Source organism: Pelorhabdus rhamnosifermentans (genome assembly GCF_018835585.1).
In the GTDB taxonomy this organism is placed as follows: Bacteria; Bacillota; Negativicutes; order UMGS1260; family UMGS1260; genus Pelorhabdus; species Pelorhabdus rhamnosifermentans.
Genome location: NZ_JAHGVE010000034.1, coordinates 1 through 25,002, shown reverse-complemented (window position 1 = coordinate 25,002; position 25,002 = coordinate 1). Strand labels below are relative to the sequence as shown.

Genomic DNA, 25,002 nt, shown 5'->3' with positions numbered 1-25,002 from the left:
TGTCACCACCTCGCCTTATAAATGAGAAAACCGCCTTAATTGGCGGTTTTTATATACGTTTGATTTATTTTGCCTTCTAATGGCTTTATCCTTTCAGTAGCCGTGGTAAATAACAACACAATAATTGAATTATCATTAGTTTCGGAACCAATTAACATATTGCCATCATCAAGTGTCGTAATTAAATTAGAACTAATCAAAGCCTTCATTCCTTCGTATTGTCCTTGCAAGTAGTCTACCTCTGTAGGCCTAAGCCAAATTGCCCATCTATATTTATTTTTAGAACCTTGGTATGGCCTTTTCCAAATTCCATAAGCATCATAGTATGGAATAAACGCGTTTCCCATTTCATGTCTTATGACACTAGACGGGTATGACATATCAAATTTGCGAACCTTGATATATATATTATTGTAATATGTATAAAACTCATTAAAATTTGTGGGGTTCTCCAAACGTAAAGATATACTTTTAAGATCATCAAGTATATTTCTCGCATCTACTTCTTCCTGCGATGGTGCCGCAAAGCCAGTTAAACATACCGTCATTAATAGAATAAATACTAGGATTATCCTTTTCAACTTAATCCCCTCCTTGCCACTTCATTCAACAAAATGGAATTTTATTCCTTCTGTTGTACGCCAAAAAATTCAAGGGGATCATCATACTCCGTCTTGGCCCCATTCATTTCTGCGTAACCAATAGACAACGCTATTAGCTCTCGTTCAGTCGCATCAAGGTATTCTTCCTTTGTCAGCCTGCACTTTGACCGATAAAAGGCATATTCTGAGCCGTAGTCACGTGGCCCTCGTTTTTTTTTGAGCCGTTAACCTCGGACATGACTTGCATCTTTTCAAGCTGTTCCGGTGTTGCCTTCGATTGTACAGAGGCTGAAAAGATAGCATTGATATAATCCGGGTAATCATGCGGTTCGATCGCATCGATCAAATCGTCTTTATCTGGAAAAGCCTTGGTATGCAAAAGTCCAGCATATAGCATATTGACCATATCGGCTGTGCTTCTTATCTTAATCATCATTTGCGGGGCATCTTCCTTCCCCTTTTTCTTCGGCGCTCCTGCTTTTAATAAACTAACCCGTTCTTTTTCGTCCGGGTAATCCTGCTCCATCTGAATAAGAGCACGTGTACCAAATTTGATTCCGTACTGAATGCCTTGAATTTTAACCTTTACAGCTTCGGGAAATAACTCAGATAATTTCACAGTATCACTCTCCATATAAAAAAATTAAAGAGAGGTTTTTAGCCCCTCTCATTATGACGCTTGCCCAGCTATCGTATCTGCTGACATTGGCGCGGCTGTCAATCCTGCACTAGTACCATTCGCAATCGCAATGTTGAGCGTCGCATCATTAGCAATGGCAATTATCCGCGTCAATACAACATTAGCCCCTGTTCCGCTTACAGCAAATAAAGCTGTAATTGCTTCATCAGCCGCCAGGGCTTCACGAATACGCAATGCCGTTATTGTTGGTGTATCGCCCAAGGAAACTGGAATAGTAAAGGCTTTAGGTGAGCCTGTCAATCCTGCTGCTGTCACGGTCACGGTTGCATTTCCCGCTGTCGTGATAGTACCTGCTACAGTAGCAGTTTCAACCTGCTGCACTCCTGTAAGACTTAACGCCGACGCCCCAAATTTAAGACCGTATAAGGCATTTGCCTTGCCATCGACAGTGCCCTTTGTACGAATCGCTTTGCCGCTGAAAGAGCATTTCGCAAAAGCACCTTCTGCAAAATCAAAACTCAAAGTACCCTTTACCTTGTAAAATTCGATCATTACGTCTTTTGTATCATTACTGCCGCGTTTAGCTAGTGCCATTAGCTTAAAATATGTTGTTTGGGCGTTATTGCCCGCGTAAACATATGAAAGCACCTCGCCCTTATCTGTTCCTGAAGAACTAACATCCCCGCCATGAATGGCAGCGATTAAATCAAGTGGAAGTTCTGCATTTTCCCACGTAATTTTGTAATAGTCAATAATATCCTCGGTATCCAGCGTCATTTCATCGCCTTTATTCTCGGCACTCGTGACATTCGGGTCCGGTTTTAAGGACTTGATGCCCTCTATTTTTATAGGTGCATCCCATGTCGTAGCCGCCCCGCTAACATCCGTTAATTGGGGAGCAATATACGCCTCGCGGACACCAAAAATGCCTGAAACTCTTGACATTGGCATGTTTTTATTACCTCCTTGTTATATATCTAAATTGCAAAGGCTTATGCTTCACCCCTGATCCATCGTCCAGGATTAAATCGGAATTACCAACCAAAGCCATGCCCAAATCATCTGCAACATCAAGCACAGCTTCAGCCATACTTTCAAGTGTCATTGCCGCTGATTTCCCTGGTTCAGGCTTGGCAAACAGTGATATTTGATAGATTTCATCAAAACCTATTGTGTGGCCATCGGCAATCTCGCCTGTGCCTGTAGTTTGCAAGTAGGACACACAAGGGTAAACAGCTGTTGCACTTGGCCATGCGTCGCTTATGCGAGTGCCAACAAATGCCGCCAGAGTGGTGCTCGTCTTCAGTCCGGCCACGATATTAATTTTAGCTTGCTTCATGATTCCACCTTCAAGGCTTGCTGTGCTCGTTCTTGTACTGCCTTCAGCGTATCAACCAGATTTTGTTTATTAGCTTCCTTGGCAGGATTAAGATAAGGATAAGGCGCATTTTTCGCAGTACCAAACTCAACATAAGCGGCATAATCCATTCCAGCACGAACAGGACCAACGATCACGCCATCCTCAATCTCTACCGGGTCCGGTTGAATACTATTTTCAAGATTCTGCGTCCGGTTCTGGAATGGATGGTTTGCTTTGGCATAATCAGCAACATCAATACAAACCTTGGCCATGCCTGCCGCTTGGGCCGTTACGGTGGTATCCTTCAAAATATCGATGTTACGCAACAGGTTATTTAAGCCGCCCATTTCCGCCTTAACTGTTGACAAATTCAAGCACCGCCTCTCCATGAGAGCCATAACCTTGTGGCGGAACATAGCCGACAAGATAAGTAAGGCCCGCACTATCAACAATGCGGGTATTGCTTGTAAAGGCTTTTGGATCAGCCGAAAAAGCTCTATGCGTAGATTTCTCGGTCACACCCATAACGCCTCTCGCTTGATTGCCTAACAGTGGCCAAACCTCTGCCTGTATAGTACCCGCATTCTGCCAGTCCTCAATTTCCCCTGAAAGCTCGTCCTTAGTGGTAACAAGTTTTTTCACGGTGTAGGTAATCGCCTCGGGAAACCTGAATTGCCGCATAAGCTAATCACCCCCGCTGTCGCAAACTGCCGCCGAATTTTGAACAAGTCCGCGTAGGTAGTAGTTACCCCGCCCCTGGTCGTTGACTGTTCCATTGTAGTTAATGCACTTGTCAGCGCGTCGTATGTGCTTCGTCTTACGTCATAAACATAAGGTGAAGCGTCTGTTCCTTCCCCTGTCTTATAATCGTCCAAAAAGCCTGTAAGATCTGCATCATTAAAAAACTGACTCAGAACTAAGCATTTTCGTTTCATCTTACTAAGGGCTTCAGCCTCAGTCATGCTTTATCACCCGCCTAAATAAAATACCTGCCGCTTATACAGCAGCAGGTTTGTAAATTGCGAACGGATAACGGCTTGTCTCAACTTGCTTACGGGAATTAATAGGATTAGGCAACTGCCACGCAAGACGCATAACACAACGTAAAGCAACCATATCTTGCTGAGCTAAGTTATAAACAATCGCGCCCGTATCATCTTGAATAACGGCCTGATCAAGAACCTTATATGTGATATCCTGCCGCAAAGCATAAACTGCCTGGCTAAAGTCGCCGGCAATCATCTTGGCTTTCGTAATATCCCAGTAGCCAAGCTTATTGTACAGGACAGATTGGCCATACAACGTAGAAGGCGTCCCAGCAGCAAGTGAAGGTTGAAATAGCAGACCGCCGTTCTTATCACGTAAGCCCCGATATTTTGACTTCATAGTAATATCGCCAATAAACCCGTTTACGTCAAAAGCACAATCCTCCACCTTTGCCATGAGTTGATTGGTATCTTCCACTAAGTCGTCATCTGTAGCAGCTGCCGTTACAATCGTGCCCGCCGCTGTGGCTCCTGCAACTAAATCCGTAGGCCAAGATGCGGGCTTGTTTACGCCAAACAACACGGCTCCGTCAATTACCTTGCCAAATGCCTCCATGATACGTGGTTTAACTTCACCCCAAATGTCATAGGCCGAATCATCAAGAACAGCTTCTGGAATTGGCACAATGCAAGCAATTTCCTCTGCCTGCAAATATTTGTTATCCCATGAGATTTTCGAGGTTTGCTTTAATCCAGTATCACCATTGACAAAGTACGCCGTAGGCATAGACGAAAGAACGGGCATCCTCGTCTTATTCGTCGGCATGTTTGGCAATTTACGGAACAACTGCAATACAAGGCTCTGTCCAATAGCACCCTGAATAATTTCCTGGCTTACTGTTTCAGGAATTAAAGCACCCGCATCTGTGCGGGAAATGTTACTATTATAAGTACCTGCAAACCGCTGTAAATCAAAGTTAAGTTTAATAGTCATATCTTCTTTCCCTCCAAATTAAAATTAGCTGCGTCCAGCAGCACGTCTAATAAACATGTTCATTCCACCAGCAGCACCCTTTGTACCAGGATTGCCGCCAAGGTTAACGCCACCAGGACCACCCGCTTTTAATTCTGGCAAGTCCTTTAAGACCGCCTCAATGGCCTGCTTAACAACCTTTTCAGATACATTGCCTTTGTCGTCAACGTCAGCACCGGACAAGTCAGCCAGTTTTAGCACATAGGCAATTCTTTCAGGCTTTACTCCTAATGCCGCTGCCTGAACCTTTGCCTCTGCCTTGACTAAACGCTTGTTAGCTGCCTCAATAGCAGTTTTACTTTTTTTCTCAGATTCTTCGGCTGCTGCTTTCAACTTTTCTTGCTCAGTCATGTTAGCCTTTTTCTTTTCTTCCTCAAGCTTGGCTTCCCAAGTCTTTTGCTCTCTTCCCAGGCGCTTAGTAACTATAGCGTCAAGCTCTTCCTGAGTAAATGTCTTACCTTCGGCTGTTCCACCTTGGCCGCCCTCCCCGCCTGCACCAGGTTCATCACCTGTGCCGCCTTCGGCAAAAAGTTGTAAATTAAAAAGTCTAGTAATATTTTGCATGTTCACCCTCCGTATAAAGCTCGTCAGCATATCCAGCCGTTTATTGTCAGCCTGTAGGACATAAAAATAGCCGGGGAATTAGCCCGGCGAAGATGTTGGATCACCTCCTCTCAGCTTAGTTTCCACCCGGAATGACTCGAACTGTCATTTGTACCCTGCAAAGCGTTTTTAACAAACGTAATAGCATCTTCGTATATCGTCTCAATACCACAATTGCAATTCGGGTGATAACCTGGCATATTGGCCATGACATACATATCCGCATCATCCCCTCCAAAGTCTGATTTTCGGTACTCCTTGCCGTCGCCGTCTGCTGGACCGCCGTGTTCCTCGCAGATATCACAATTCTCACTAGCCGGACCATAGACACCGCGGTTAATTCTAATGCCCATGACAAAATTAGCGCTCACAGAGATTTCTGCTTGCGCCTCTTGATAACACATATTTGTTGTATGCGCCGCTAATCGAAAAGCGGCCTTACGTTCCACACCTTCAACCTCAAAGTGCTGCCTGAGGTCCTTCGATATGTCAGCGGCGCTCCTGCCCTCGCTAATACCCTGCTTAACTGTCATTTCAGTAAACTTCATGGCCTTTTTGCTTAACAATTTAATGCGATCATCCACATTCAACGCATCAGGCCAGACCTTGTTCCATACAGCATCAAGAATCTTATCATCCAGGCCGCCGCCAAAAACAAGGGAAATATGGTTTAAACTTGTTGCCTCTTCAATAATTGGCTTGGCCACATTCCGGGCAACCAGAAGCCGCTGTACTTCCGCCAAATAGGGCTTTAAGTCAGCGGCTTTTACTTTTTTTGCAAAGTCAATCGCAATTACAGAGTTGCTTTTAATCATATCGTGAATTTCTTGCTGTAAATCATTAGCAAGACGGTGAAAATCATTTACGCTAAGTCCTCCAGAATTAATCAATGTTAATAATTTATCAATGTGCCGACTCAATATCTGCCCTAATTCGGTATCAAGCGACTTTAGCAGCCTATCGTATTCAGCCCGCTCCTTTAACATATCGTCGTTAGCGATAATATCACCCCCTCAATTACATTGTACCGCTTCCAGGTGTAGGATTGGAGAAGCCAGGTCCTACAATTCCAGCAGTTTCAGCCTCAGATTCTGACTGAATATCTTTTTGCATAGCCGCAATCTCATCATCGGTGTATCCTTCTTCAATTGCCCACTGTTTAGCCGAAATAACGCTATTCTGTTTAAGAATCTGCTTGCGCTGCGCGTCATATAACTTTTCTTGGGCACTTTCAGACGTTGATTCTTTCCAATTCAGGCTAGTTTCAGGTGGTTCGCCTTTTGGCAAATCGCCATGATATTGCTGCATGATAATAAGCAACTTGTTTAGATCCTCATAGGAATTGCCGAAGCTAATTTGCTTTTCACTTACTTTATCAAGTAAAGGCGCTTCAACCTTTGCCATTGCAAAACCACTAGCTGCTGTTCCTTCGCTATCTTGCAAAGTGCTTTTCGGCGTTCGTGTAACGGCTGAAAGGTGGTCGACAAGTTTATCAATACTGGCCAAAATGCCTGAAGGGTCTGCCGATTCTAGCTCACCTACTTGAACATCCATATCACCCGCCGCAGGGAAACGCCATACGTCGCCAGGGTTACTCCTTAATTCACGCTGCCCTGTATCGGGATTAATCGGCAATTCCTCTTCATCTACGCCTATTACATAACGCTGCTTAAACGCCTGAAAATCAGCCGTTCTCATCAGGTCAACGACTAGCTTATTAATGCCATCCTGAATTGAAAAGGCGTTATGTAGCTCGCTGGTACCAAAAGGCGAATCGTCTTCTTTGTTCCGGAAGTGGATAATAGGAATAAAGCCGTATGGATTTTCCAATACTGCAGGAAAGCCGTCTGTCTCATCTGGTAACCATGTTAAACGAGAGTAATCCTGTATTGTCATGCTCGTTATATTGCGATTTAATAAATAGTAATACCTTTCTATCCTGTCCGCATAGAAAAGCCACTTATGAGCCATAGGCAATCCGTCAGCATTAAACGAAACCCATTGTTTACGAACCATTGTTAGACTTTCGCTGTCGTCACTCTCGTAAATAGGCAAAACAATGTCAGGTGTTAAAAACTTAATTTCATATCGGTCCGGCACTGTGCTGCCTGTTGGGAAGTGCGGCCACACCTGGGCGAATGCGTCGCCTTTCTTAATCGCATTACGATGAATCTTGATTGCCTTGGCATCCATGCGATTATATTTCCAAATCTTTGTGAGCGAATCTAACGTTTTCGGATCATCACAAGAAAGCCCTTCTATACTCAAACGTGCAACAGGCGCCTCAATAATCGGATCACAGTAATTAATCCGAATACCATAAAGATGCCGAACCATATCAAGGTATTTATCTGGCGCCATAATTAGATGCAGGCCATCATAATACTTCTGGCATTTTTGATAATATTGCATCCTGGCTTCTTCTTCATCCAGCAACCAGCGTGCAAAGCTTGATTCAATTACATCTGCCAAATTATCACCCCCTAGTAAACTGACATAACCTTCTTTAGGTCTGATACTTCGTAACCATCCAAGGCGTACCATATGGCGCTAAATGTATGTGGGTCAATGCTAAATTCATCCTCAATAATATTGCCATCTTTATCAACCTTGTAAGTCAGTTCCTTCAGCTCATCAATAACGTGTTTGCAAACATCGGAACAAATAATCTTTTTAAACCGCTTGACCTTTTTTATATTCTGTACACGACTACCCGGAGGCTTCCTTGCACCCTGAATGCGAAAACCCTGCTGCCTAAAATATTGAATTGTTTTAGGCTCTGCTGAATCTGCCCTAATCAGTTCGCGTGACTCCTTAAATTCGGCTATTTCTAAAGCCGTCTTATCGTCGGTCATGCGATTTTTGTAATACTCCCAGTAAATATATAGCCACTTTTTCTCATGGTCTATAGCGACGCGTATCAAGGCATTGAATGATGTTTCAAAGCCAAAGTCAAAACCTGATCTTTTGTAGTTGCCGGGTATCCCATGTACCGCTTGCATAACGTTCTCATGCGGCTGTACTTCAAACTGTGGCAACACAATAATACCATTCACACCAAAGCGGCCTTGCCGGGCAATCCTGTATAAGTCGGGATCATATGCCTTAATTTCATCAAGCTGCTCAATATAACTGTAAGGCAAGAAAAGGTTATCATCGGCAAGCGAGTGATGGTAAAACGTATTGCCTATCCTCATAGTCCGCTGCTTATATAAGTCCTCATCATTAATACCCGGTACTTTGAAGAAATGCTTATAAGTCCAGTTGGACTTTCCTACCGGATTAGTTGACAGGATCATATGCAACGACAAAAAAGGGTGCCGCAAGCGGCCAATCAGTTCTTTAAAGCCTTCATACTTCAGTTCGCTGCACTCTTCACACCATACAATACTAATGTTGTTGATTGATTTCAGCTTTTTAGGCTTATCCATGCCCTTGAATATAATCTTGCTGCCATTCGGAAAACGTATCTGCATAGGCGAAGTAACAAGCTTTATCCTGCCATCTAGCTCCAAGTCTTCGATGATTTCCTCAAACAGCGAGAAGCAACTTTCACGGATAGTCTCATAAACTTCGCGGACAACAAGCGCCGTCCGTTTCTCTTGCAGTAATTTAAGAATGAGCTTCAGAGCTATGTGATAGCTCTTAGATGAGCCATAACCACCGACAAGGAACTGGAATTTGCTCTGCCAATCAAAAAGAAAGTCCTCAAAATGTGGATTTACCTCTTTGTTTATCATGGCCTTTTTTCCTTGCGCGTGATTGTAATTTCAATAGGCTTGTCATCGTCATTGCTTGCGATCTTCTTCTCAGCAACAACCACTTTACGGCGCTCAAGTGCAAGTTTTTCTTCATCAAACCGCTGTTTTTGCAACTGTGCCTCAATCTTGCATACAATGTCAAGCCCCTTTTGAATTGCCTGCTCGTAAAAATCATCCTTTAACTTAAAATTTTCAGCACCATCCATACTGCCCATTACGCCAAGCATTTCACGATTCTGCTGCTCTCGTATGAGGCGATTCACTTTATACCTGGCAACCTGCAATTCATAGGAAAGGCTGTCAATCTCTCCGGCCGCTTCAAACAAGTCTAAGTCATCGATAGGAATGACCTTCGAATATAGGTGATGTGTTGCAGCATTGGTGTTATGCTTCGGTGGTCCGCCACGATTACCAACGCCATTTTGATTTCTTTTTGGAGCGCCGTGACCAACTGCGTTTTGATTTCCCGGCTGAGCACCCTGCCGTTTTGTGTGCACACCTTTTTCATTTTGTGTGCACACTTTTTCTGATTTTGTGTGCGCTTTTGTGTGCACACTTTTCCGATCCCATTTACGACGAACTTTCCATGATTTTACAGTATTTATGGTAACGCTGTATTTATCGGCAATTGCTTGATACTTCATACCGTCAAGATAATCTTGTTCGGCTAGTTCATACGTTTCAGGCATTTACACAAGTCACCACCTCCGGTAAATAATTACGCTTACTAGATAATCGTCACTGATTTCAGCACGCTCTGCAATCCGCTGAGCCTGTCCTTGATAATCTTCATTCGTAGCTTGCCAACTTCAACTATTGCCTTCTGCTCAAGCATAATCTGCGTAGCGGCCTGTACTTTTGGGCCTTCTTCTGCAAGCTGCTTCTCAAGCTCAAGAATCTGCCGCTGTATTGCCGTAGGATCACGCTCGGCCCGTTCTTGATCAGTTAACATGGCCACACTCCGGGTATAAGTTTCTCAAATAATCTTCACATTGCCGCCGTATCTCTGCGCTGTTCCTGCCGAAATGCCGCTGTTGATGATGTCCATAGCACAGCAGCAAGCCTTTTTCAATGCGGTTCTCCTTACGGCAACCACATGGCTCATGATGCCATTTTTCGCCAGGCGCAACAAAACGACCACAGCCTGGAATAATGCAGGTGTCACCGTCTCGTTTGTGAATATCGTCATTCAGTTGTGTATTGGTCATTTATACACCTTCGTCACTTTGCTACCCTTGCGCGCCGCTGGCTTTACTGGCGGATGGATCAGCGCCGTTGTATTATCTGGTTTGGGCTTATCTTTGTTGCTCATGATTATCACCTCGTTTTTAGGTACTAAAAAAGAGCCCGAAGGCTCTTTAAAAACATTATATTTATTTTTGGTTCTTTATCTCAATTATTTGAATTCCTTCGAAGCTATCAGTAGGTTTTTTTAATTGCAAAAGTGTTTTGGACCTCTCAATTACTTCGGGGTTATTTTCTGTCATAGCTTTTTCCCACAGTTCAGCAGCAAGACAAATATCTTCACAAAATACATCGACCTGCAATTGTAACGTATTATTAATTTTATTACGATGCATTAATATATTATGTTGAGGTATAACAAAGTGAAATTTATCTAATATTTTTCGTGCTCGTTGTGTTCTAATATCGCTTTCTCCTTGATGCAGAAAAGCACACCTTAGTGCATAAAAATCATCGCCATCTAAAGAAGAACTATATTTAGTAGATAAATAACTATTGAACCATTCAATGTACCTTTTTCCTGTTTCCTTTTGAGGATTTTGTAGCCTGCCACAAATATCTGGAATCATTAAAGCTATTCCTAATGCAGCATACCAATTTTTCTGCTCATTTGCTAATCTAACTGCATTAATAAAATTATTTATACTTGACATATACTCACCCCTTATATACCGTCTTCGGCAAATTGGAACAAATTCCTGTAATTTGGCGGCAGTTCATGATAACCACCGCCCGAACAAAAAGAAAAGCGGTTAGTCCTCGTATGAGTAACTACCGCTGTACTGTATTAGAAATGACATCATCTGGACATGTTCGTCCAGTGATACCGTGAACGCTTAATTTTATAGGTAGACTAAAACTGTACTAAATTGGACAGGTCCTTCCATCATTCAATATAGGAAGAATTTAATGTTCCATATATAGCCCAAATGGATGTATTCCCATTATCTTTATTGTCGATCTTAGAAGCAATAAGGTTATAAATTTTATTTTCATTGATTACCTTAATTTCAACTTCGGTTTCATTTATTAAACTTGATTGTTTTCTATTTCTATGCAAATAGTCCTGAAATTCTTTTAACCACTTATTTGTCTCTGAGGATTCAAGCAAGCGAAATTCAATATAGGCTTCTTTCTTATCCAACGATGTCATATTTCTCCCATCTGCGGCTATATCAACACAAATCTCTTTTACTGTAGGCGACTTTATCTCAAATTTTCCTTCAATAAAAGGACAAATTCCCTTATCTGGATGGCTCAGTTTAATCGTTGCTTCACTAAAATCGTACAAGATTGATCCTCTCCTTTCAATATTTTTATACACTATTCGGCAAAAGGAAACAATTTCCTGCAAATACAAAAGGCCGCTCATCTGAGCAGCCTATAACTTAGCGAGTCAAGACAATGCGCAACTATAACCAGTGTTCTTTAAAAATAACTTGAAATAATTTTCAAGACTGCCAATAAAACAATTGCCAAAATCTGTATCGATACACCAATGCATAAATATTTAAAACGCTTTACCTTTTTTAACAATTTAAAATCCAACTTATCCTTAATTAGTCCCTCTAAATCGGCAATTTGCTCTGCATCCAATAATTTTTTTGGAATTACATATCCCGAAGAACTTCCCGTCATTAAATACAAAATATCTTTACTGTGTTTTATGCCGTATAATTCATCCCATTTAATATTTAAATTACTACTACCATCAATTTTAATAATTTCTATACCTCTTTCAGTAAATTTAAATACTTCTTCTTTTTGATTTAACTTATTTGATTCAAAGCTTTTCTTAAGAGATATTCTATAATAAATTTCATAACCAACAAAAAGTATAAGAATAAGAATTAAGCTACTGATGTCTTTTTCAATTATATTTTCTATTATTAAACAGATAAAAAATCCATAAAATATATAAAGACATTTTGCACCAGACAACTTAGCAAATTTTAAATAGTCTTGTAGTTCTACTTTTACTGTAACTTGAATATTTTTTTCTTCCACTATTCCTCCACAAATTCGATAGTAGTTGATTACACGTATTCTATAACAAGCAATTCCTCTATATTATAAATTCTCCAAGAGGGAATATATCCCTTTGAGACAAAAGGGCTATCTATTGGCCGCCCTTCCTATTCTTCGATACTACAATTCTACCACAGCCAAAGTCAAAAAAGTGTCGCCAATTTGTCGCCTTATATAGCCCGAAGGGCTTCAATTCCAAATAGAGTTACAGCAAACTTTTTAATCGCCTTATTTCGAATTTCATAAGCAGATTGCCTGTGACTATATCCTATTGCTTCTGCAATCTCTTCTTTACTCAACTTCTCCACATACCACATAACCAAAACATCCTTGTACCGCTCACAGCCAAGGTCCTCACATATCGAATCTAGCTCCTTATCAACTCTGGCCACTTCAACTAACGTATTCTCACGCATTTCCTGCCATTTTTGTAACTGATAAAACTGATTAAGCGTATTCACAGGGCGCCCTGCATGAATTCCTGTAGCTTCCATCTGTGCCACTCCTGCCCCTTTTGGCACCGTCTGCCAAGTAAGCCTAGCAATCATTGTATCGGCATGCTCAACGCTTTTCTTTAAATCCCTATAGTACCGCAAATAATTTTCTGCCTCTCTAATACAATCCATACCAATCCCCTCCTCATGATTTACGCACCAAAGCAGACACGCTCCCCAACGTGCCTGCTGTTGCTTTATCTGACGTACCAACCGCTTCCGGCTGTCTTTATATGTCCTTTATCGCCTCGCCTGAATATCGGCCTTCTGTCGTAATGTATAGGCTCTCTCGGCTTCGGCAGCTTGTCCAGTTCTGCCAGCTCGGCTGCTGTTGCTTTGCGTGTAATGCATGGGCTCATGACTTTGCCTCCTCAGCACGTATTTGTACTTTCTTGTATTTTACAAAATATACTAAAATTAGAATAACGTGACTATATTCCTAAAGGAGTTTATACTGTCAAATTGAATTAAATTTATAAAGCTCATAAAAATGCTTTACTTTTTATTACTTGCGCACCCCTGCTCAAACTACTGATTATCAAACAGGAGGTATTAACTTGAAACGTATTTATTTAGTCTTCTTAGTTTTATTCTTAGTTCCAGCACTTGCATTTGCTGAGAATCCAAAACCAACATTTACGCCGACTGATACTACACTACAAGGAAAACCGGCTGTAATTTGTGAAACTCCACATTATCGTATTACTGTTCCAAAGGTTTGGACATATCAATCAATGTACAGTGAATACAGAAATGAAATTACATTATATGGGTTCTCACCTGAAGATAATGGATTTTTTATCGGTACGTGGCAACTAAAAAAAAATGAAGATTACAATAAATATCTTGAAAATTATATAGTAGATTTTAAAAATAACCCTAATAATGCCGAACAGCAAATTGATGATTTAAGTCCCAATTGTAAGCGGTTATTTTATTTTCTTATTGGCGAATCACGTTATTGTGCATGCTACTTAATAAAAGAAGAAGATAGGGTTTTTATGGTAGTATGCCGTATGGGCAAAGATAACTACAAGGACTTGCCCCTATTCGATGAAATGGTAAAAACATTAGAACTTAAATCTTAAACTCGATTGCCCGGTAGAAACCGGGCTTTTTTTTATCGCGCCTACACCCGCTGACCGCCAGTAGATTGCAAGACTTTCTTATCAAGCCCTTTTCCATGGAAGCTGTGCTCTTTCACGCTAACCCCTCCCGCATAATACTTTTATCTTCGGGTATCCTATAAACGGAAACTCCTAATTTTTCAGTGGATAGCCAGAGTTACCTGGTCAGGTGGGCTCTGGCTTTTCCATGTATAATATTGTTACCTTCGGACATCATATAAACGGAAAACCTGTCCATTTTCCTAATGAATTGCCAGAGCTATTTTCTCACCGGATATATAGCTCTGGCTTTTCCATGTCATTCGAAAATAACCGTCTGGTCCGGATTTTGTTTTACGCTGGATTTGCCAGCAATCCACCATTCATACATATCCTCACCAGATTTCCAATTTCGTTGTACAAGACCATCTGCAACCGCTTTATTAAAAGCTTTTACGCAAGCCCTTTTATAAGCATCAGCTATTTTAGGCCATCTTTTTAGTTCTAGTTGCTTATTTTGCCCTCGCGCATATGGACACAAAACACAGCCAAGTCTTTTGAACCCTTCATCATATAGACTGCAATATGGAACTTTGTTTTGATGAATATATTGCCAAACATCGTCTTCTGACCAATCAATTATTGGATGCAAATATTGCTTTGAATTATCTCTATTGCACTGCTCGACCATTCTTCTTTTTGCTCTTCTAGCTGACTCGGCCCATCTTACGCCTGTTATAACGATCCGTCCTTTACCTCCGCCCTCTTTAAGTATCGCGCAACAATATCGCATATGGCGTAGAGGCGGTATTCTCTTTTTTACAATTAGTTGCCACATTGTTTCTTTTGGCTTATGAACATTGATAGTTAAAAATGGTCTTGGCGATTTTCGTCCCATTAATCTAGCTGCTTTAAGACGTTGACGATACCGAATTCTTCTGCCTGTAACTCTGAAATTATCCCGAATAAAATAGACCAACTCAGGCGGATCAACAGTCGTTAAATTATAATGAGCATCGTATTTCACTCCGGCCCGTTTAACCAAGTCCAGCACAACACATGAATCTTTCCCACCACTAAACGCAACATAGTACCCTTCTGGCGGCTCAAACTGCTTTATCCGGTCAATCGCTGTCTGGACTTTATCGACGTTGCCGAACAATGTTTTTTCAGTCAACACGTGCTCACCCCCATGCATAAAAGCCAATTTCCAAGGCATACTATAAATGTAATTTTTTCTCTCTCCAACCAGGGCCTAGCAGGTCCTGGCTTTTTCTATTGCAATTTCTTTTGCGTAATGTCCATTCCAGCAGTCAATATGAGTACATACCAACTTTCCGTCTATATATCCCATATGGGCATCTAACGGATGTAAAGTTGTCTTGCATAAATCACATATCATCAAATCTGTTCACGCCCCCTTTGTTTGAGTTGTTTCTAATCCATAAAAATTCAAAATCTGTTTTTCCGTTATCCGCCCATTAAAATAATCATCATTAATTTTCTGCTCTTCCAATGTTCCGGTGCATCTATTTGCAATCATTTCCCAAAATGCGTAATCTCCGGCTACATTTAACCAGCAATCACCACCGCAAGGAAATTTTGAATCACATCTTCCTTCACTCACGTTCTCGCCTCCATCGCTTAACTTTTAACAACTCATACCGCTCCGCACTACTGCATATCCTTTACTTCCTGCCATGGTCTACACCGCCTTAACTTGCTTGCAATCCGGATTCATTACCTCATTAACCATACAAAAGCATTCCGTACAACCTTTACATATTTTTGAGGTCTTTCTATATTCTGTTTCGAATATCCGCCGAATTCTTCTTGTTCTCAATTTATCCGGTTTCTTCTCCCAACCATGCAAAACAAATTCGCACCATAGCCTATAATCAGCCTTTTCACGGCAGGTCATAGGACGTTCGCACACATCAGCTTCTTCCCAACATTCACATTTACGATGATTATTTTTACAACGGCGTTTATCACCACACGATGCAACATCATGACCGTTTTCCTTTTTATATCCAAACCATCCCCAATGCAAAGTCTTTGCCCTATCAGTAGCAACATCAATAGCTATTTGACTATACATACTCACACCACCCTCAGTTTTTAAATTCACGAATCACATTGCCTTTTCGGTCAAAATACTTTGTCCTGTACCAAGGATGACAATTTTCTGTCCAACATGTCCCATCCATTACCACATCAAGACTCAAACTCGAATTGCTACCAACAATGGTTCCCCTTTTCCCGCAAACTTCTATACGCATTCCCATATAAGCAAACTCAATATCGCGTGCTTGTTTCATCCGATCAAACGTTCCCCAATCTCCAAAAAGATCACGTGGCTTAAATCCGCCAATTTTTCGGCAATACTCAATTCGTTTAAAAAAATCATCAAATCCAAGATCATAGCTTAATTCGTCTGTAAAATACTTGTAGCACTGATATTTTGCCTGTCCGGGAGTATCGGCTACTGCTTGATATGGAATAGTTGTAAGACCTCGAACTTCCATTTTGTAAGTATTCATTCCTCACACCACCCTCAAAATTTCAATTTCAGCCCTCGGATTCTGCTTGTCCAGCCCGACTATTCGACTGCCATCATAATCCTCAATAAGCCTATCATTTTCAAGTATTCCGGCCTTTTCAAGTATGTCTGATGTTGCTTGTAGCAGCCCCACTAAATCTGGCCACCATCTTTTGTCCGGCAACCAATAGCGGCAGCATACATGCACCGGGCCATCATAATTTTGCTTGTACTTTTTCAGATGCAATAGTGCTTCATCTTGATACCGCTCAAACGCCTCACTTGGCAATATCGCTCTTCGTTTTCCCATCCGTACAATTCGGCTTGAATTCTTCTTCGTAGCTGGCCTGCCGGGTATAATCAGTTTACTCATAGTCACCAGGCCTATATCTCCGGCATGCCTGCTGTTTCTCGCTCACCTTGATTGCTACGCCAGGGTGTTCTTCTGTCTCGTAGCAGACAAGCTTGCCGGGATAATTAATGCTATTCGCGTAGCGGCACATACCGCATTTTGGATCACGCTCGACTTGCTTCATATTTTCATCCCCTATTGATCAATTTTGCAGCAGTCACAGGTATACTCAATGTTTTGGCCTGTAAACTCATCCTTTAGTTTTACCTTGCCTGTTCCATGACAGTTCGGGCAGTCAGCCTTAGCCAACTTCACGATATTCGCCGCCCTGCTCTGTTGGCGTGATGTTCCTTTTTTCTGAGCATCTTCTTCGTACGCCTTGACAACCCAATTACGAATTTTCAAGTAATCACTGCCACGATCTTTAGCTGGCTTACCATTGGCCCCTTTCCATGTATCAAGCTTATTTATCATCCAGTCAACGGCATCAGTACCAAATTCAGCAATAAGCTTTTCATGCTCCGGCTCCGTCATGTATACCCGTTCTGCGTAGCAAACTTTAGGTGTACACACTCTTTTTTTAGTCTTATGTATTAAGGCCTTTCTTTTTGGCTCCGGTGTTTCACTCGGCAATTCACTCGGCAAAACACTTGGCATTTCACTTGGCGAAATACCCCGATTCAACCCAGTGTTTATTTTTAAACTGTATTTAGTTGGAGAACCTTTTTTCCCGCTCGTAAAGTCGATGAAACCGTATTGTTTAAGCAAATTTCTATGTTTAATATAGGTTTCTTCATCCTTTATTCTGCAGGCAAGCATCATTCTCTGATTGCTGCAGGCTAATAGTTCGGGCCAGCCACGACGATTAAATCTATTGACTAATTTGTAATAGACGATCATTGCCAATTGTGGGAAGCTCTCGTATTCGTCGCAGAATGCCTCGAATGAGTTGAACAAAAGGTACATATCCATAATTACACCTACCTGAAATCTCTACGCTCGAAAATAGTCCCGCATAATTCTTAAAGGATAGGGCAGCCTATCTTTGTGACGACTGCCCATATAAAAGTTGATTAATAATCTTTTGCCGTTCACTGTGCGGCATATCCGGCCTAAATCTGCTATTGAAGTTCAGCTCTAATTGCAATATCTTCACTTCTTCTAAGTGCTTCTCATAGCATATAGGACCATATCCGCGCTCACGTGATAGCTCGTCCGTTATCTCTTTTCCGCACATTCTGCAACGCTTCATATGCCATCACCTAAAAGGGAATTTCTTCTTCGGGGAATACTTGTGCTCCAAACTGTGATCCGAACGAAGGATCCGGTCCATAATCATCCTGTATCACTTTCTTTATTTCAGGGACTTTGAAATCATTTTTTCTGATTGAATCAACGCTTCTGATGGCTACGCATTTGGTTGATACCTTGATTTCATCCTGATTGTTAAGGTATTCTTCTTGTCCAAAAACACCGCCAAATAATTTTCCCTTTAAAGCTTTTTCATTCCAGTCCCATTTATATCCGGGATTACTATTTTCAATAGATGTTATAAGCCCCTTGAAAAAGCTTGTACTGTTTCCCTCGGTTAATTGCCTATATACGCCCTGCCATTTTGCCTCTGAATTGATTTTTAGCTTTCTTTCATACTGTTGGCTGTAAAAATCTTTAAACTCTCCCTCGGCAATATCAATTAGCAAAATCAACATCTTCTTGCCAGTGTGCGTAGTATCTTCTTTCGCTTGAACTATATTGCAAACATATCCACCAGGGGCAAGAGTTTTAAAATCACCTGTAAATGCCTCCACGGTATCCCAGTTAGCTGGCTTTTGCATAATCATCAATCTCCTTTATTTGTTTAGTTCCCAGTATTCACGTATCTTTTCATCAACGAACTTCAAATCATTATCAATTTCCCTTTCAAACATATCCATGGGTGACTTAACAGTGTCCGTCCCATCCGTTTGGGTTACAAAACTATATCTGCCGCTCTCATACTTAGTCCGTAACACGATACTAAAAAGTCCTTCTACCGTTAATTGATCATCTAACATCTTGCCTACCGTTTTAGCTTTAATGCCTAAATCAGTTTTTTGCGTGTGATGCAAAAAGTAGACGATACAATTAGGCGGTGTTTTTTTAATTACGAAATCAATTAATCCTTTGAAATTTAATGCCATATCAGTGAACTTGTTGTACCCGGTTACTTTGGCCTTATCAAACATTTCAAAGGCCATTAGGTATTGACTATCATCTATTACATACCGTTTCAATTTTGCTTTAGACAAACATTTTTCAATCAGTTGATAGGTTGCACCGTCGACCTTGTTTAATTTCTTTCTAAAAGGCAATGGTTTGCTTGCAACATTGAATATGCCAACTTCGCTTATATCGAAGTTTCTCATTGATGTGCTTTTTCCAGAACCAGACTCACCTAAAATCATGACCGGAATCCCCATCACTCGTTACCCCATTTTACAGAGCTATCATATCTCTCATTGTCTCTGACCTTTTGTTCAAATGACGGATCATATGGAACCTTTTCATATGCCCAGTTGTTCCTGATAACTGGCGCCAACATATTCGGATCGCCCGTTATCCAGTAATCACTAAAGCCATAATCATCAAGACTCATTATGCTTTCCCTCCCAAATTTTTAGCCTCATTTCTTATATTTGCTTGCTACGCTCAAAAACTGTTTCATAGTCCATATATCCCATCCCGCTAACCAGAGCAGGAAACGCGCTTCTTCCTCGGTTAGGCTTTCGAAATGATCAGCCAATTCTAGACATCGGTTGATTTTCCATATAGGCTCGCTCATGATCTTCTCTCTCCTCAATAAATCCGGTGCATTTTTGCCAGAATACCCGACTTTCGACATTGCTTCGGAATCGCTAATTGTGTGCTGCGCTCTTTCGGCTTTGCTGTAACTACCTGCTTATGCGCTGCAATCCAATCATCAAAATCGCGTTCGTCAATATAATTGCGCCGGCCGATTCGTACCACTGGCAAGCCGTGCCGATAAATCCAAGTATCAAGAACCGGTTTTGAAATATTTTTTTCTTCTGCGAAACTTTGAACCGTGAGCATTTTGCACCTCCTGTTTGACCACTGTTTTCCTTCGTGCTATACTTTAATTAATTGAATTTGTTTTGCCCGTAAAAGTCGTCTGTGCTCCAACACAGGCGGCTTTTTCTTTTCCCTGCAAATATCCGGTCAAGCCTAGCTTGTATCGTGTTTCAAGTTCCATGACTAGATTTATAGTTCCATTAGCCCTATCGACCAAACGGCAGGCAATAATTGTAATTTGATTTACTTCATCAGCAGTAAGATCTTCGTAAGAATTCTTGTCTAACAACATTTCAGGTAATTCATTTAACACTCCCGATATTTCTTTATCCTGCCGTTTAAGCCGAATAATCATTGACTGAACATGCCTGTCCACTTTTTGATAGCCAAAAAGCCTTTTAAATCCTGTAGCTTCCATAGCCACGGCTGCTGCTGCAATAAAGTTTACCTGCGACAATTTCTGTCTTGCCTTGACTGGTATACTGCGTGAGCCTTTCAATGCTGAATAAATCGAATCAACTGAATAGCCTATATCCGCAGCTATTGCTTTTGGCGGTCTATCACAGCAAGCTATAGCCAACTGCAGCATATCATTAACATTTTGAAACATATCTGGTGTAATCATCGTTGAAAGCATTGCAATATCCATGATTTTCACCTCCTTTGTCGGAATAACGAATATCAATTTGACAAAAATGCATGATAAACTAAAATCAATCCTTTCCTTTACCACTGTCCTCCCCGGGCAAAATACCCGCGCCAGGCAATAACTTTGCGTTGCCGGCGCTTTCTGTCTAGCAGCCAGTAACGTAACTTCCATAACCACTTCACGACCTCACCCCCTCACTCGGTCCGCCGCATGTCGAATAAACAATCGTTTTTACAGGATTTTACTTTCTTTTGTCGAAGGCTGATATTGCGCCCAGGCGGAAAGGAAACAAAAATGACTTATGAAGAAATTACTAAAGAAATACTTGTTGCTATGATCCAAAATGGTAAGCTCACCCCTACCAGCAAAGAAACGCGTGAAAGCTTGAATAGTACCTATGTAGAAGAAGTTTGTAAAGCATTTTCGGCAGTGTACCAGACTGTTTCAACTGCTTCTATTAAAAAATAAAGCTGATTAAATAAAACTGTCTAATGCCTGGGCGTTTTCTCTTAATTCATGAAGCAATTCTGGCTTTACGTCTTCTAGAGCAGATTTCCGCAAATCTTTGACAATCGCCAAGTTTAACTCAGCAAATTCATGTATGAATTCAGTAGTTATCTGACGAACACCGCGATCAACTTCACCGGATTGTTGATTAGCCAATTTTTCCACCTCCTTCGCTGTTGGTAATATGTATTAGCCAGTTTGACGCATGTCGGTTGGATAGGAAGATAACTCAACTTTGCATTTTGCAAAGTTGAGGGCATGTCTAATCTGGTCCGCCGTGGTTTGAAGTTTATCTGCAATAATACCTGCTTCTTCAATACTCATTTCCCTCTTCCCTGAAAGCTTCAAAGATAAGCCACTCTCACTAATATTCAGTAATTGAGCCATTTCCTTTTGCTTTATTCCAGCTCTATTCAACATTTTTTGTAAGGTAATATTCTCTAATTTACTCATGTCTATCGCCTCCTAACTTTGCAAATTGCAATCTTTGATTTTATTATACTCCAACTTTGCATTTCGTCAAGTATTTTCTTTGCATATTGTCACGTGATTTTTTATGTTTCTTTGCGTATAGTAAAGTTAGTGAGGTGATACAATGTCTATTCTTGGTGATAACATTCGAAAACTCAGGAACAAACGTGGATTGACACAAGCCCAATTTGGTGAAGCAATTGGCGTAGCTGAATCAACTATTTCTTTATATGAATCTGGAAAAAGAGAACCAGACAATAAAACTCTTTTGCGCATAGCAGAATATTTTCAGTGCACTACGGACTACTTGCTTGGAAGAACAAATGACCCCAAAGGATATAAAATTGACACAATAGCGGCTCATCGTACTGATGATCCAACCAAACAACTACCTGAGGAAGCGAGAAAATCTTTAGAAGAATTCAAAAAATTTTTATATGAAAAGCATGGCCTAAAATTTGATTAAGCCCCTGGGGAGGGGATATGGTGAATAAAATGCTTGCACTGGCTGCGCAAGAAGGCGTCCTCACCTCAACGTTTCCACTATCTCCACCATTGTATGGAGTGTATTTGGAGAATGCTGACACTTCCGCAGCTGTAATTGGATTAAGTACTTATATACAAAATGAATCAGAAAAAAGATGTATTATGGCCGAAGAACTTGGACACCACTTCACAAGCGCTGGTATATGCATTCCTCGCAACCGTGAATTTTATTGCTATTCAGAACGAACTGAGATAACCAGAACAGAATACAAAGCACTTAAATGGGCCGCAAATTATTTGATACCAGAACATGATCTACTTGACGCTATAAAGAGCGGGCTATATGAACCCTGGGAGCTTGCTGAACATTTCGATGTCACTAATGAGTTTGCGGCATTTCGTCTTAGACTATTTGGTGTAAAAACATTAACTTAGACGCAGCAAAAGACACAGCACTGATGGGACATGCTGTGTCTTTATGTTTAAGAGAAGTTATATTATCAAGGTGATAATTAAATGAAAAAACAATTATTTTGTCTTTTAATATTTGTTAGCTTACCAACGATTTGTTTGGCACGTGGCTATCATGGACATCAATCCGATATATCATTTGGCTTTATAATAGTATTAATTCTAGCTTACATCATTAACAAAATATTTAAGATATAGAACCCTGCGCCGGATAAATAAGGCATAGGTCACGTTATAACAAAAGACATAACAACAGGCTGTGTCTTTATGTTTTGGGAGGGGATGAAAAAGTATGAAGAAAATAATATTCTTAGTCTTACTTTTATTAATCATTATTTTACCAGTTTCATCTGCCTATGAAAGATACCAATGGATGTGGTCTACTGATAAAGTTGGGTATTTTTTCGATAAGAATACAATCAAATTTGATAATAGTTCTGGTCATGTAAATACAGATGTAATTGACGTATGGATAAAAACTGTATTCTCACCCGAAGCTGCTCAAGAAATAATTGACAGAGTTGATTCTGAATATATAAAAAATAAACTTGCAAATTTTGATCACAAACTAACTCATTATCAAATTAAAGTGAGCTCAAGTAAAATAAAGGAATTAGACGATTGTTGGTATTCGTCTGACGGAAACCTAATTCATGAATTTGATGACACTTATCAACCGTGGAAGCCAATTATTCCTGGTTCTAACTCAGAAGGATGGCAACATCGTTTAATGGACTATATCTTAAACAATTGGAAGACTGTCTATGATCGGAGCTAATCCGAATGAAAGCTAAGGCAATAGCACTTATTCTATCTGTTTTATTTTCTTTTTCTATATTCGGTTGTGGTAATAATACACAAGCGCCTTCGCCGCAACAGTCTCCATCTCAAACTCAAGCTGTAAATTCTACTCCGGTACAAACGCAACAAGTGACTCCGGCACCTGTAGAAAAGCCGAAAGTGCAAGAACACAGAATAACAGGTACAGGACCTAATGGCGAGGGAATCAAAGGACATATTGATAAGAAAGGCGTAAAAATTTATCACCTGCCAGACGACCGATACTATAATCGGACAACCCACGTTGCTCAATGGTTTTTCACAGAAAGAGATGCACAAAATGCAGGATATAGGGCAATCATAAGATAAGGAGGGATAGTATGCCATCAAAAATAAAGAAGCGTGGCAAAAATAGTTATCTACTAACTGTTGCCGCTGGCTATAACGCCGATAAATCACAGCGAGTATATACGAAAACTATTCATGTCGAAGCGGACGAAGAAGCAGAAAAACAATATGTATTATTTGAAGCTGCTTGTTTGCAAGGTAAAGCCTTGCTTGCTGGTGATAAAAAAATGACACTTAAGGAATTCTACGACTACTGGAAGCATCATCATGTAGAGAATAACCTTGAAGCGTCTACTGCTTATTACAACGAAAACATTTTTACCCGAATTGAGGCCGTCTTGGGGGCTATGAGAATTGACAAAATTAAGCCTAAACATATTTTATCGTTCATTGACCAAATCAGCGCACCAGACGCTTCTTTCGACGACAAGCCGCTCAGTTCAAATACGATACATAAGCATTTTGTACTGCTTAAGGAGTTGTTTAATAATGCTGTACGTTGGGAATTCCTCATAGACAACCCTATAAGCAAACTAAAAGCCCCAAAAGTAGAAAAATCTCAAAAGAAAATACTCACCGAAGAAGAAATGTCGAAGGTTTTATCAGTGTTAACAGCCGATACTACAAAGCATCGGCTTTGGGTATTATTAGCCTTCACAATGGGCCTGCGTCGCGAGGAAGTCTTTGGCCTTCAATGGCAAGATATAAACTTAGATGAATCATGGCTTAAAATTAACAGAGCGATTGTCTATGTGCCAAAGGTAGGTCTTGATATAAAACCACCGAAAAGTGATAATTCTAATCGTAAATTATCTATGCCACCGGAAATTACTGCTCTTTTGCTAAAGTGGAAAGAAGAAGTAAAAGCCGCAACTAAGCGTCGGAACAAGCGCAAAAAAATTGTGAGTATGGATGATCCGGTGGGACCAGAAAAATGGGTATTCTCACAGGCCAATGGGAAAGTTGGCCACCCGCATAGTTTTACGACTTTTTTAGAAAGATTTTATAAAGAGAATGCTTTGCAACACGTATCCCCTCACTTATTACGCCATATGATGGGCAGTTATCTTTTAAAATCCGGTGTAGACCTTGCTGCTGTATCCAAAAAATTAGGGCATGCCAACAAATCCTTTACCGCTAACACCTATATTCACGCTCTCGAATCGGCAGAAAAGCAAACTGCCGACGTCATGCAAAATATTTTAGACGGTTTAAAATTACAAGCTAAAAAACAATAGTTTTTGTACACTACAAGAGGACATTTTAGTTAAAATGTATGCGAAATTTGGTCATAAGGGACCGTGTAAGGGACATATTAACATAAACAAAAAATGGTTAAAGGCTTTGCGGCCTTTAACCATCTGTGTTTTCCTGGTGGGGTATACTGGTTTCGAACCAGTGACCTCTTGAATGTGAATAAAGATTTTTAGTTCTGACTAAAAAGAACGAACCTGAAACACATTGATTTT

General features: G+C 40.7%; 40 protein-coding genes. 7 read left to right on the top strand and 33 right to left on the bottom strand.

The genetic code is table 11. From position 1 onward, the window contains the following. Nucleotides 1-35 precede the first annotated feature (35 nt). From Ga0466249_RS23375 to Ga0466249_RS23285, 19 genes are all read right to left on the bottom strand, one after another. Entirely contained in the window at nt 36-581 is a 546-nt protein-coding gene (locus Ga0466249_RS23375; protein ID WP_215831913.1) for a hypothetical protein, read from the bottom strand. Nucleotides 582-753: 172 nt separating this feature from the next. Further along, nucleotides 754-1,221, bottom strand: coding sequence for a tail assembly chaperone (locus Ga0466249_RS23370; protein ID WP_215831912.1), 468 nt, complete (start codon nt 1,219-1,221; stop codon nt 754-756). A gap of 51 nt (nt 1,222-1,272) precedes the next feature. After that, nucleotides 1,273-2,193, bottom strand: coding sequence for a major tail protein (locus tag Ga0466249_RS23365; protein WP_215831911.1), 921 nt, complete (start codon nt 2,191-2,193; stop codon nt 1,273-1,275). Nucleotides 2,194-2,200: 7 nt separating this feature from the next. Then, the gene (gene gp17, locus Ga0466249_RS23360) at nt 2,201-2,581 is read right to left on the bottom strand and encodes a tail completion protein gp17 (protein WP_215831910.1); all 381 of its coding nucleotides are present in this window, start codon (nt 2,579-2,581) and stop codon (nt 2,201-2,203) included. Next, the gene (locus tag Ga0466249_RS23355; RefSeq protein WP_246588993.1) at nt 2,578-2,970 is read right to left on the bottom strand and encodes an HK97-gp10 family putative phage morphogenesis protein; all 393 of its coding nucleotides are present in this window, start codon (nt 2,968-2,970) and stop codon (nt 2,578-2,580) included. The genes gp17 and Ga0466249_RS23355 overlap by 4 nt, the downstream gene beginning before the upstream one ends. Further along, nucleotides 2,957-3,283 carry a head-tail adaptor protein gene (locus Ga0466249_RS23350; RefSeq protein ID WP_215831909.1) on the bottom strand — a complete coding sequence of 109 codons (327 nt, stop codon included), beginning with the start codon at nt 3,281-3,283 and terminating at the stop codon, nt 2,957-2,959. The genes Ga0466249_RS23355 and Ga0466249_RS23350 overlap by 14 nt, the downstream gene beginning before the upstream one ends. Next, nucleotides 3,241-3,564: a hypothetical protein gene (locus Ga0466249_RS23345; protein ID WP_246588992.1), complete on the bottom strand. Its 324-nt coding sequence runs from the start codon at nt 3,562-3,564 to the stop codon at nt 3,241-3,243. The genes Ga0466249_RS23350 and Ga0466249_RS23345 overlap by 43 nt, the downstream gene beginning before the upstream one ends. A gap of 34 nt (nt 3,565-3,598) precedes the next feature. Next, nucleotides 3,599-4,582, bottom strand: a complete 984-nt coding sequence (locus Ga0466249_RS23340) for a phage major capsid protein (RefSeq protein WP_215831908.1) — start codon at nt 4,580-4,582, stop codon at nt 3,599-3,601. A 24-nt stretch (nt 4,583-4,606) separates the two neighbouring features. Continuing rightward, entirely contained in the window at nt 4,607-5,185 is a 579-nt protein-coding gene (locus Ga0466249_RS23335; protein WP_215831907.1) for a capsid assembly scaffolding protein Gp46 family protein, read from the bottom strand. A 110-nt stretch (nt 5,186-5,295) separates the two neighbouring features. Continuing rightward, nucleotides 5,296-6,210, bottom strand: a complete 915-nt coding sequence (locus Ga0466249_RS23330; RefSeq protein ID WP_215831906.1) for a phage head morphogenesis protein — start codon at nt 6,208-6,210, stop codon at nt 5,296-5,298. A gap of 31 nt (nt 6,211-6,241) precedes the next feature. After that, nucleotides 6,242-7,696, bottom strand: a complete 1,455-nt coding sequence (locus Ga0466249_RS23325) for a phage portal protein (protein WP_246588991.1) — start codon at nt 7,694-7,696, stop codon at nt 6,242-6,244. An 11-nt stretch (nt 7,697-7,707) separates the two neighbouring features. After that, nucleotides 7,708-8,964 carry a PBSX family phage terminase large subunit gene (locus Ga0466249_RS23320; RefSeq protein ID WP_215831904.1) on the bottom strand — a complete coding sequence of 419 codons (1,257 nt, stop codon included), beginning with the start codon at nt 8,962-8,964 and terminating at the stop codon, nt 7,708-7,710. Beyond that, nucleotides 8,961-9,674: a putative phage terminase small subunit gene (locus Ga0466249_RS23315; protein ID WP_215831903.1), complete on the bottom strand. Its 714-nt coding sequence runs from the start codon at nt 9,672-9,674 to the stop codon at nt 8,961-8,963. Before Ga0466249_RS23315 ends, Ga0466249_RS23320 begins: the two co-directional genes overlap by 4 nt. Nucleotides 9,675-9,712: 38 nt before the next feature. Further along, a complete protein-coding gene (locus Ga0466249_RS23310) occupies nt 9,713-9,943 on the bottom strand; it encodes a hypothetical protein (RefSeq protein ID WP_215831902.1) in 231 nt (76 codons plus the stop codon). Between the two features lie 415 nt (nt 9,944-10,358). Beyond that, a complete protein-coding gene (locus Ga0466249_RS23305) occupies nt 10,359-10,883 on the bottom strand; it encodes a hypothetical protein (RefSeq protein ID WP_215831901.1) in 525 nt (174 codons plus the stop codon). A 233-nt stretch (nt 10,884-11,116) separates the two neighbouring features. Beyond that, entirely contained in the window at nt 11,117-11,521 is a 405-nt protein-coding gene (locus Ga0466249_RS23300; RefSeq protein WP_215831900.1) for a hypothetical protein, read from the bottom strand. A 137-nt stretch (nt 11,522-11,658) separates the two neighbouring features. Then, nucleotides 11,659-12,237, bottom strand: a complete 579-nt coding sequence (locus Ga0466249_RS23295; protein WP_215831899.1) for a YcxB family protein — start codon at nt 12,235-12,237, stop codon at nt 11,659-11,661. Between the two features lie 191 nt (nt 12,238-12,428). Continuing rightward, entirely contained in the window at nt 12,429-12,884 is a 456-nt protein-coding gene (locus tag Ga0466249_RS23290) for a DUF1492 domain-containing protein (RefSeq protein WP_215831898.1), read from the bottom strand. Nucleotides 12,885-12,949: 65 nt separating this feature from the next. Beyond that, nucleotides 12,950-13,111: a hypothetical protein gene (locus tag Ga0466249_RS23285; RefSeq protein WP_215831897.1), complete on the bottom strand. Its 162-nt coding sequence runs from the start codon at nt 13,109-13,111 to the stop codon at nt 12,950-12,952. A 198-nt stretch (nt 13,112-13,309) separates the two neighbouring features. Here Ga0466249_RS23285 and Ga0466249_RS23280 point away from each other — a divergent pair, with 198 nt between their 5' ends. Then, nucleotides 13,310-13,840, top strand: coding sequence for a hypothetical protein (locus Ga0466249_RS23280; protein ID WP_215831896.1), 531 nt, complete (start codon nt 13,310-13,312; stop codon nt 13,838-13,840). Nucleotides 13,841-14,177: 337 nt separating this feature from the next. On the opposite strand, the gene Ga0466249_RS23275 is transcribed toward Ga0466249_RS23280, so the two are convergent. The 12 genes from Ga0466249_RS23275 to Ga0466249_RS23220 all read right to left on the bottom strand — a co-directional run bounded on the left by Ga0466249_RS23275 (nt 14,178) and on the right by Ga0466249_RS23220 (nt 20,470). After that, entirely contained in the window at nt 14,178-15,038 is an 861-nt protein-coding gene (locus Ga0466249_RS23275) for a phosphoadenosine phosphosulfate reductase family protein (protein WP_215831895.1), read from the bottom strand. 231 nt (nt 15,039-15,269) lie between these two features. Then, nucleotides 15,270-15,485, bottom strand: coding sequence for a hypothetical protein (locus Ga0466249_RS23270; RefSeq protein WP_215831894.1), 216 nt, complete (start codon nt 15,483-15,485; stop codon nt 15,270-15,272). A 78-nt stretch (nt 15,486-15,563) separates the two neighbouring features. Further along, the gene (locus Ga0466249_RS23265) at nt 15,564-15,959 is read right to left on the bottom strand and encodes a hypothetical protein (protein ID WP_215831893.1); all 396 of its coding nucleotides are present in this window, start codon (nt 15,957-15,959) and stop codon (nt 15,564-15,566) included. Between the two features lie 13 nt (nt 15,960-15,972). Beyond that, complete coding sequence (locus Ga0466249_RS23260; RefSeq protein ID WP_215831892.1) at nt 15,973-16,401, bottom strand: hypothetical protein; 429 nt, start codon at nt 16,399-16,401, stop codon at nt 15,973-15,975. Between the two features lie 3 nt (nt 16,402-16,404). Beyond that, a complete protein-coding gene (locus Ga0466249_RS23255; RefSeq protein WP_246588996.1) occupies nt 16,405-16,773 on the bottom strand; it encodes a RusA family crossover junction endodeoxyribonuclease in 369 nt (122 codons plus the stop codon). Nucleotides 16,774-16,947: 174 nt separating this feature from the next. Continuing rightward, the gene (locus tag Ga0466249_RS23250; protein WP_215831890.1) at nt 16,948-17,658 is read right to left on the bottom strand and encodes a hypothetical protein; all 711 of its coding nucleotides are present in this window, start codon (nt 17,656-17,658) and stop codon (nt 16,948-16,950) included. 133 nt (nt 17,659-17,791) lie between these two features. After that, a complete protein-coding gene (locus tag Ga0466249_RS23245) occupies nt 17,792-18,004 on the bottom strand; it encodes a DUF6011 domain-containing protein (RefSeq protein WP_215831889.1) in 213 nt (70 codons plus the stop codon). A gap of 10 nt (nt 18,005-18,014) precedes the next feature. Continuing rightward, the gene (locus Ga0466249_RS23240) at nt 18,015-18,593 is read right to left on the bottom strand and encodes a hypothetical protein (RefSeq protein WP_215831888.1); all 579 of its coding nucleotides are present in this window, start codon (nt 18,591-18,593) and stop codon (nt 18,015-18,017) included. A gap of 9 nt (nt 18,594-18,602) precedes the next feature. Continuing rightward, nucleotides 18,603-19,214 carry a hypothetical protein gene (locus tag Ga0466249_RS23235; RefSeq protein WP_215831887.1) on the bottom strand — a complete coding sequence of 204 codons (612 nt, stop codon included), beginning with the start codon at nt 19,212-19,214 and terminating at the stop codon, nt 18,603-18,605. Next, the gene (locus Ga0466249_RS23230; protein WP_215831886.1) at nt 19,211-19,387 is read right to left on the bottom strand and encodes a hypothetical protein; all 177 of its coding nucleotides are present in this window, start codon (nt 19,385-19,387) and stop codon (nt 19,211-19,213) included. Before Ga0466249_RS23230 ends, Ga0466249_RS23235 begins: the two co-directional genes overlap by 4 nt. A gap of 200 nt (nt 19,388-19,587) precedes the next feature. Next, nucleotides 19,588-19,842 (bottom strand): helix-turn-helix domain-containing protein, encoded by a 255-nt coding sequence (locus Ga0466249_RS23225; RefSeq protein WP_215831885.1) that lies wholly within the window; start codon nt 19,840-19,842, stop codon nt 19,588-19,590. A 43-nt stretch (nt 19,843-19,885) separates the two neighbouring features. After that, a complete protein-coding gene (locus Ga0466249_RS23220) occupies nt 19,886-20,470 on the bottom strand; it encodes a hypothetical protein (RefSeq protein WP_215831884.1) in 585 nt (194 codons plus the stop codon). Between the two features lie 294 nt (nt 20,471-20,764). On the opposite strand from Ga0466249_RS23220, the gene Ga0466249_RS23215 reads away from it, so the two are divergent. Further along, on the top strand, nt 20,765-20,938 hold the full coding sequence (locus tag Ga0466249_RS23215; protein ID WP_215831883.1) for a hypothetical protein: 174 nt from the start codon (nt 20,765-20,767) through the stop codon (nt 20,936-20,938). Nucleotides 20,939-20,944: 6 nt separating this feature from the next. Here the strand turns inward: Ga0466249_RS23215 and Ga0466249_RS23210 are convergent, their stop codons facing one another. After that, nucleotides 20,945-21,133 (bottom strand): hypothetical protein, encoded by a 189-nt coding sequence (locus tag Ga0466249_RS23210; RefSeq protein ID WP_215831882.1) that lies wholly within the window; start codon nt 21,131-21,133, stop codon nt 20,945-20,947. A 33-nt stretch (nt 21,134-21,166) separates the two neighbouring features. Beyond that, nucleotides 21,167-21,430, bottom strand: a complete 264-nt coding sequence (locus Ga0466249_RS23205; RefSeq protein WP_215831881.1) for a helix-turn-helix domain-containing protein — start codon at nt 21,428-21,430, stop codon at nt 21,167-21,169. Nucleotides 21,431-21,572: 142 nt separating this feature from the next. Between Ga0466249_RS23205 and Ga0466249_RS23200 the strand changes: the two genes are divergently transcribed. The 5 genes from Ga0466249_RS23200 (at nt 21,573) to Ga0466249_RS23180 (ending at nt 24,771) form a co-directional block, all read left to right on the top strand. After that, nucleotides 21,573-21,914 carry a helix-turn-helix domain-containing protein gene (locus Ga0466249_RS23200; RefSeq protein ID WP_215831880.1) on the top strand — a complete coding sequence of 114 codons (342 nt, stop codon included), beginning with the start codon at nt 21,573-21,575 and terminating at the stop codon, nt 21,912-21,914. A gap of 17 nt (nt 21,915-21,931) precedes the next feature. After that, nucleotides 21,932-22,369, top strand: a complete 438-nt coding sequence (locus tag Ga0466249_RS23195; RefSeq protein ID WP_215831879.1) for an ImmA/IrrE family metallo-endopeptidase — start codon at nt 21,932-21,934, stop codon at nt 22,367-22,369. 328 nt (nt 22,370-22,697) lie between these two features. Next, nucleotides 22,698-23,183, top strand: coding sequence for a hypothetical protein (locus Ga0466249_RS23190; RefSeq protein ID WP_215831878.1), 486 nt, complete (start codon nt 22,698-22,700; stop codon nt 23,181-23,183). Between the two features lie 5 nt (nt 23,184-23,188). Then, the gene (locus Ga0466249_RS23185) at nt 23,189-23,554 is read left to right on the top strand and encodes a sunset domain-containing protein (protein WP_215831877.1); all 366 of its coding nucleotides are present in this window, start codon (nt 23,189-23,191) and stop codon (nt 23,552-23,554) included. Nucleotides 23,555-23,565: 11 nt separating this feature from the next. After that, complete coding sequence (locus tag Ga0466249_RS23180) at nt 23,566-24,771, top strand: site-specific integrase (RefSeq protein WP_215831876.1); 1,206 nt, start codon at nt 23,566-23,568, stop codon at nt 24,769-24,771. The last annotated feature ends 231 nt before the right edge of the window (nt 24,772-25,002 follow it).

What these genes read in the sequence shown, in the direction of transcription:
- Ga0466249_RS23190 (WP_215831878.1), top strand. Translation starts at nt 22,698, where the DNA reads ATGAAGAAAATAATATTCTTAGTCTTACTTTTATTAATCATTATTTTA.
- Ga0466249_RS23205 (WP_215831881.1), bottom strand. Translation starts at nt 21,430, where the DNA reads ATGAGTAAATTAGAGAATATTACCTTACAAAAAATGTTGAATAGAGCT.
- Ga0466249_RS23350 (WP_215831909.1), bottom strand. Translation starts at nt 3,283, where the DNA reads ATGCGGCAATTCAGGTTTCCCGAGGCGATTACCTACACCGTGAAAAAA.
- Ga0466249_RS23220 (WP_215831884.1), bottom strand. Translation starts at nt 20,470, where the DNA reads ATGGATATTGCAATGCTTTCAACGATGATTACACCAGATATGTTTCAA.
- Ga0466249_RS23180 (WP_215831876.1), top strand. Translation starts at nt 23,566, where the DNA reads ATGCCATCAAAAATAAAGAAGCGTGGCAAAAATAGTTATCTACTAACT.
- gp17 (WP_215831910.1), bottom strand. Translation starts at nt 2,581, where the DNA reads ATGAAGCAAGCTAAAATTAATATCGTGGCCGGACTGAAGACGAGCACC.
- Ga0466249_RS23285 (WP_215831897.1), bottom strand. Translation starts at nt 13,111, where the DNA reads ATGAGCCCATGCATTACACGCAAAGCAACAGCAGCCGAGCTGGCAGAA.
- Ga0466249_RS23315 (WP_215831903.1), bottom strand. Translation starts at nt 9,674, where the DNA reads ATGCCTGAAACGTATGAACTAGCCGAACAAGATTATCTTGACGGTATG.
- Ga0466249_RS23185 (WP_215831877.1), top strand. Translation starts at nt 23,189, where the DNA reads ATGAAAGCTAAGGCAATAGCACTTATTCTATCTGTTTTATTTTCTTTT.
- Ga0466249_RS23290 (WP_215831898.1), bottom strand. Translation starts at nt 12,884, where the DNA reads ATGGATTGTATTAGAGAGGCAGAAAATTATTTGCGGTACTATAGGGAT.
- Ga0466249_RS23265 (WP_215831893.1), bottom strand. Translation starts at nt 15,959, where the DNA reads ATGTATAGTCAAATAGCTATTGATGTTGCTACTGATAGGGCAAAGACT.
- Ga0466249_RS23200 (WP_215831880.1), top strand. Translation starts at nt 21,573, where the DNA reads ATGTCTATTCTTGGTGATAACATTCGAAAACTCAGGAACAAACGTGGA.
- Ga0466249_RS23305 (WP_215831901.1), bottom strand. Translation starts at nt 10,883, where the DNA reads ATGTCAAGTATAAATAATTTTATTAATGCAGTTAGATTAGCAAATGAG.
- Ga0466249_RS23215 (WP_215831883.1), top strand. Translation starts at nt 20,765, where the DNA reads ATGACTTATGAAGAAATTACTAAAGAAATACTTGTTGCTATGATCCAA.
- Ga0466249_RS23365 (WP_215831911.1), bottom strand. Translation starts at nt 2,193, where the DNA reads ATGCCAATGTCAAGAGTTTCAGGCATTTTTGGTGTCCGCGAGGCGTAT.
- Ga0466249_RS23345 (WP_246588992.1), bottom strand. Translation starts at nt 3,564, where the DNA reads ATGACTGAGGCTGAAGCCCTTAGTAAGATGAAACGAAAATGCTTAGTT.
- Ga0466249_RS23195 (WP_215831879.1), top strand. Translation starts at nt 21,932, where the DNA reads ATGGTGAATAAAATGCTTGCACTGGCTGCGCAAGAAGGCGTCCTCACC.
- Ga0466249_RS23335 (WP_215831907.1), bottom strand. Translation starts at nt 5,185, where the DNA reads ATGCAAAATATTACTAGACTTTTTAATTTACAACTTTTTGCCGAAGGC.
- Ga0466249_RS23225 (WP_215831885.1), bottom strand. Translation starts at nt 19,842, where the DNA reads ATGCTCACGGTTCAAAGTTTCGCAGAAGAAAAAAATATTTCAAAACCG.
- Ga0466249_RS23230 (WP_215831886.1), bottom strand. Translation starts at nt 19,387, where the DNA reads ATGAGTCTTGATGATTATGGCTTTAGTGATTACTGGATAACGGGCGAT.
- Ga0466249_RS23340 (WP_215831908.1), bottom strand. Translation starts at nt 4,582, where the DNA reads ATGACTATTAAACTTAACTTTGATTTACAGCGGTTTGCAGGTACTTAT.
- Ga0466249_RS23240 (WP_215831888.1), bottom strand. Translation starts at nt 18,593, where the DNA reads ATGATTATGCAAAAGCCAGCTAACTGGGATACCGTGGAGGCATTTACA.
- Ga0466249_RS23260 (WP_215831892.1), bottom strand. Translation starts at nt 16,401, where the DNA reads ATGAATACTTACAAAATGGAAGTTCGAGGTCTTACAACTATTCCATAT.
- Ga0466249_RS23330 (WP_215831906.1), bottom strand. Translation starts at nt 6,210, where the DNA reads ATGTTAAAGGAGCGGGCTGAATACGATAGGCTGCTAAAGTCGCTTGAT.
- Ga0466249_RS23320 (WP_215831904.1), bottom strand. Translation starts at nt 8,964, where the DNA reads ATGATAAACAAAGAGGTAAATCCACATTTTGAGGACTTTCTTTTTGAT.
- Ga0466249_RS23255 (WP_246588996.1), bottom strand. Translation starts at nt 16,773, where the DNA reads ATGAGTAAACTGATTATACCCGGCAGGCCAGCTACGAAGAAGAATTCA.
- Ga0466249_RS23245 (WP_215831889.1), bottom strand. Translation starts at nt 18,004, where the DNA reads ATGAAGCGTTGCAGAATGTGCGGAAAAGAGATAACGGACGAGCTATCA.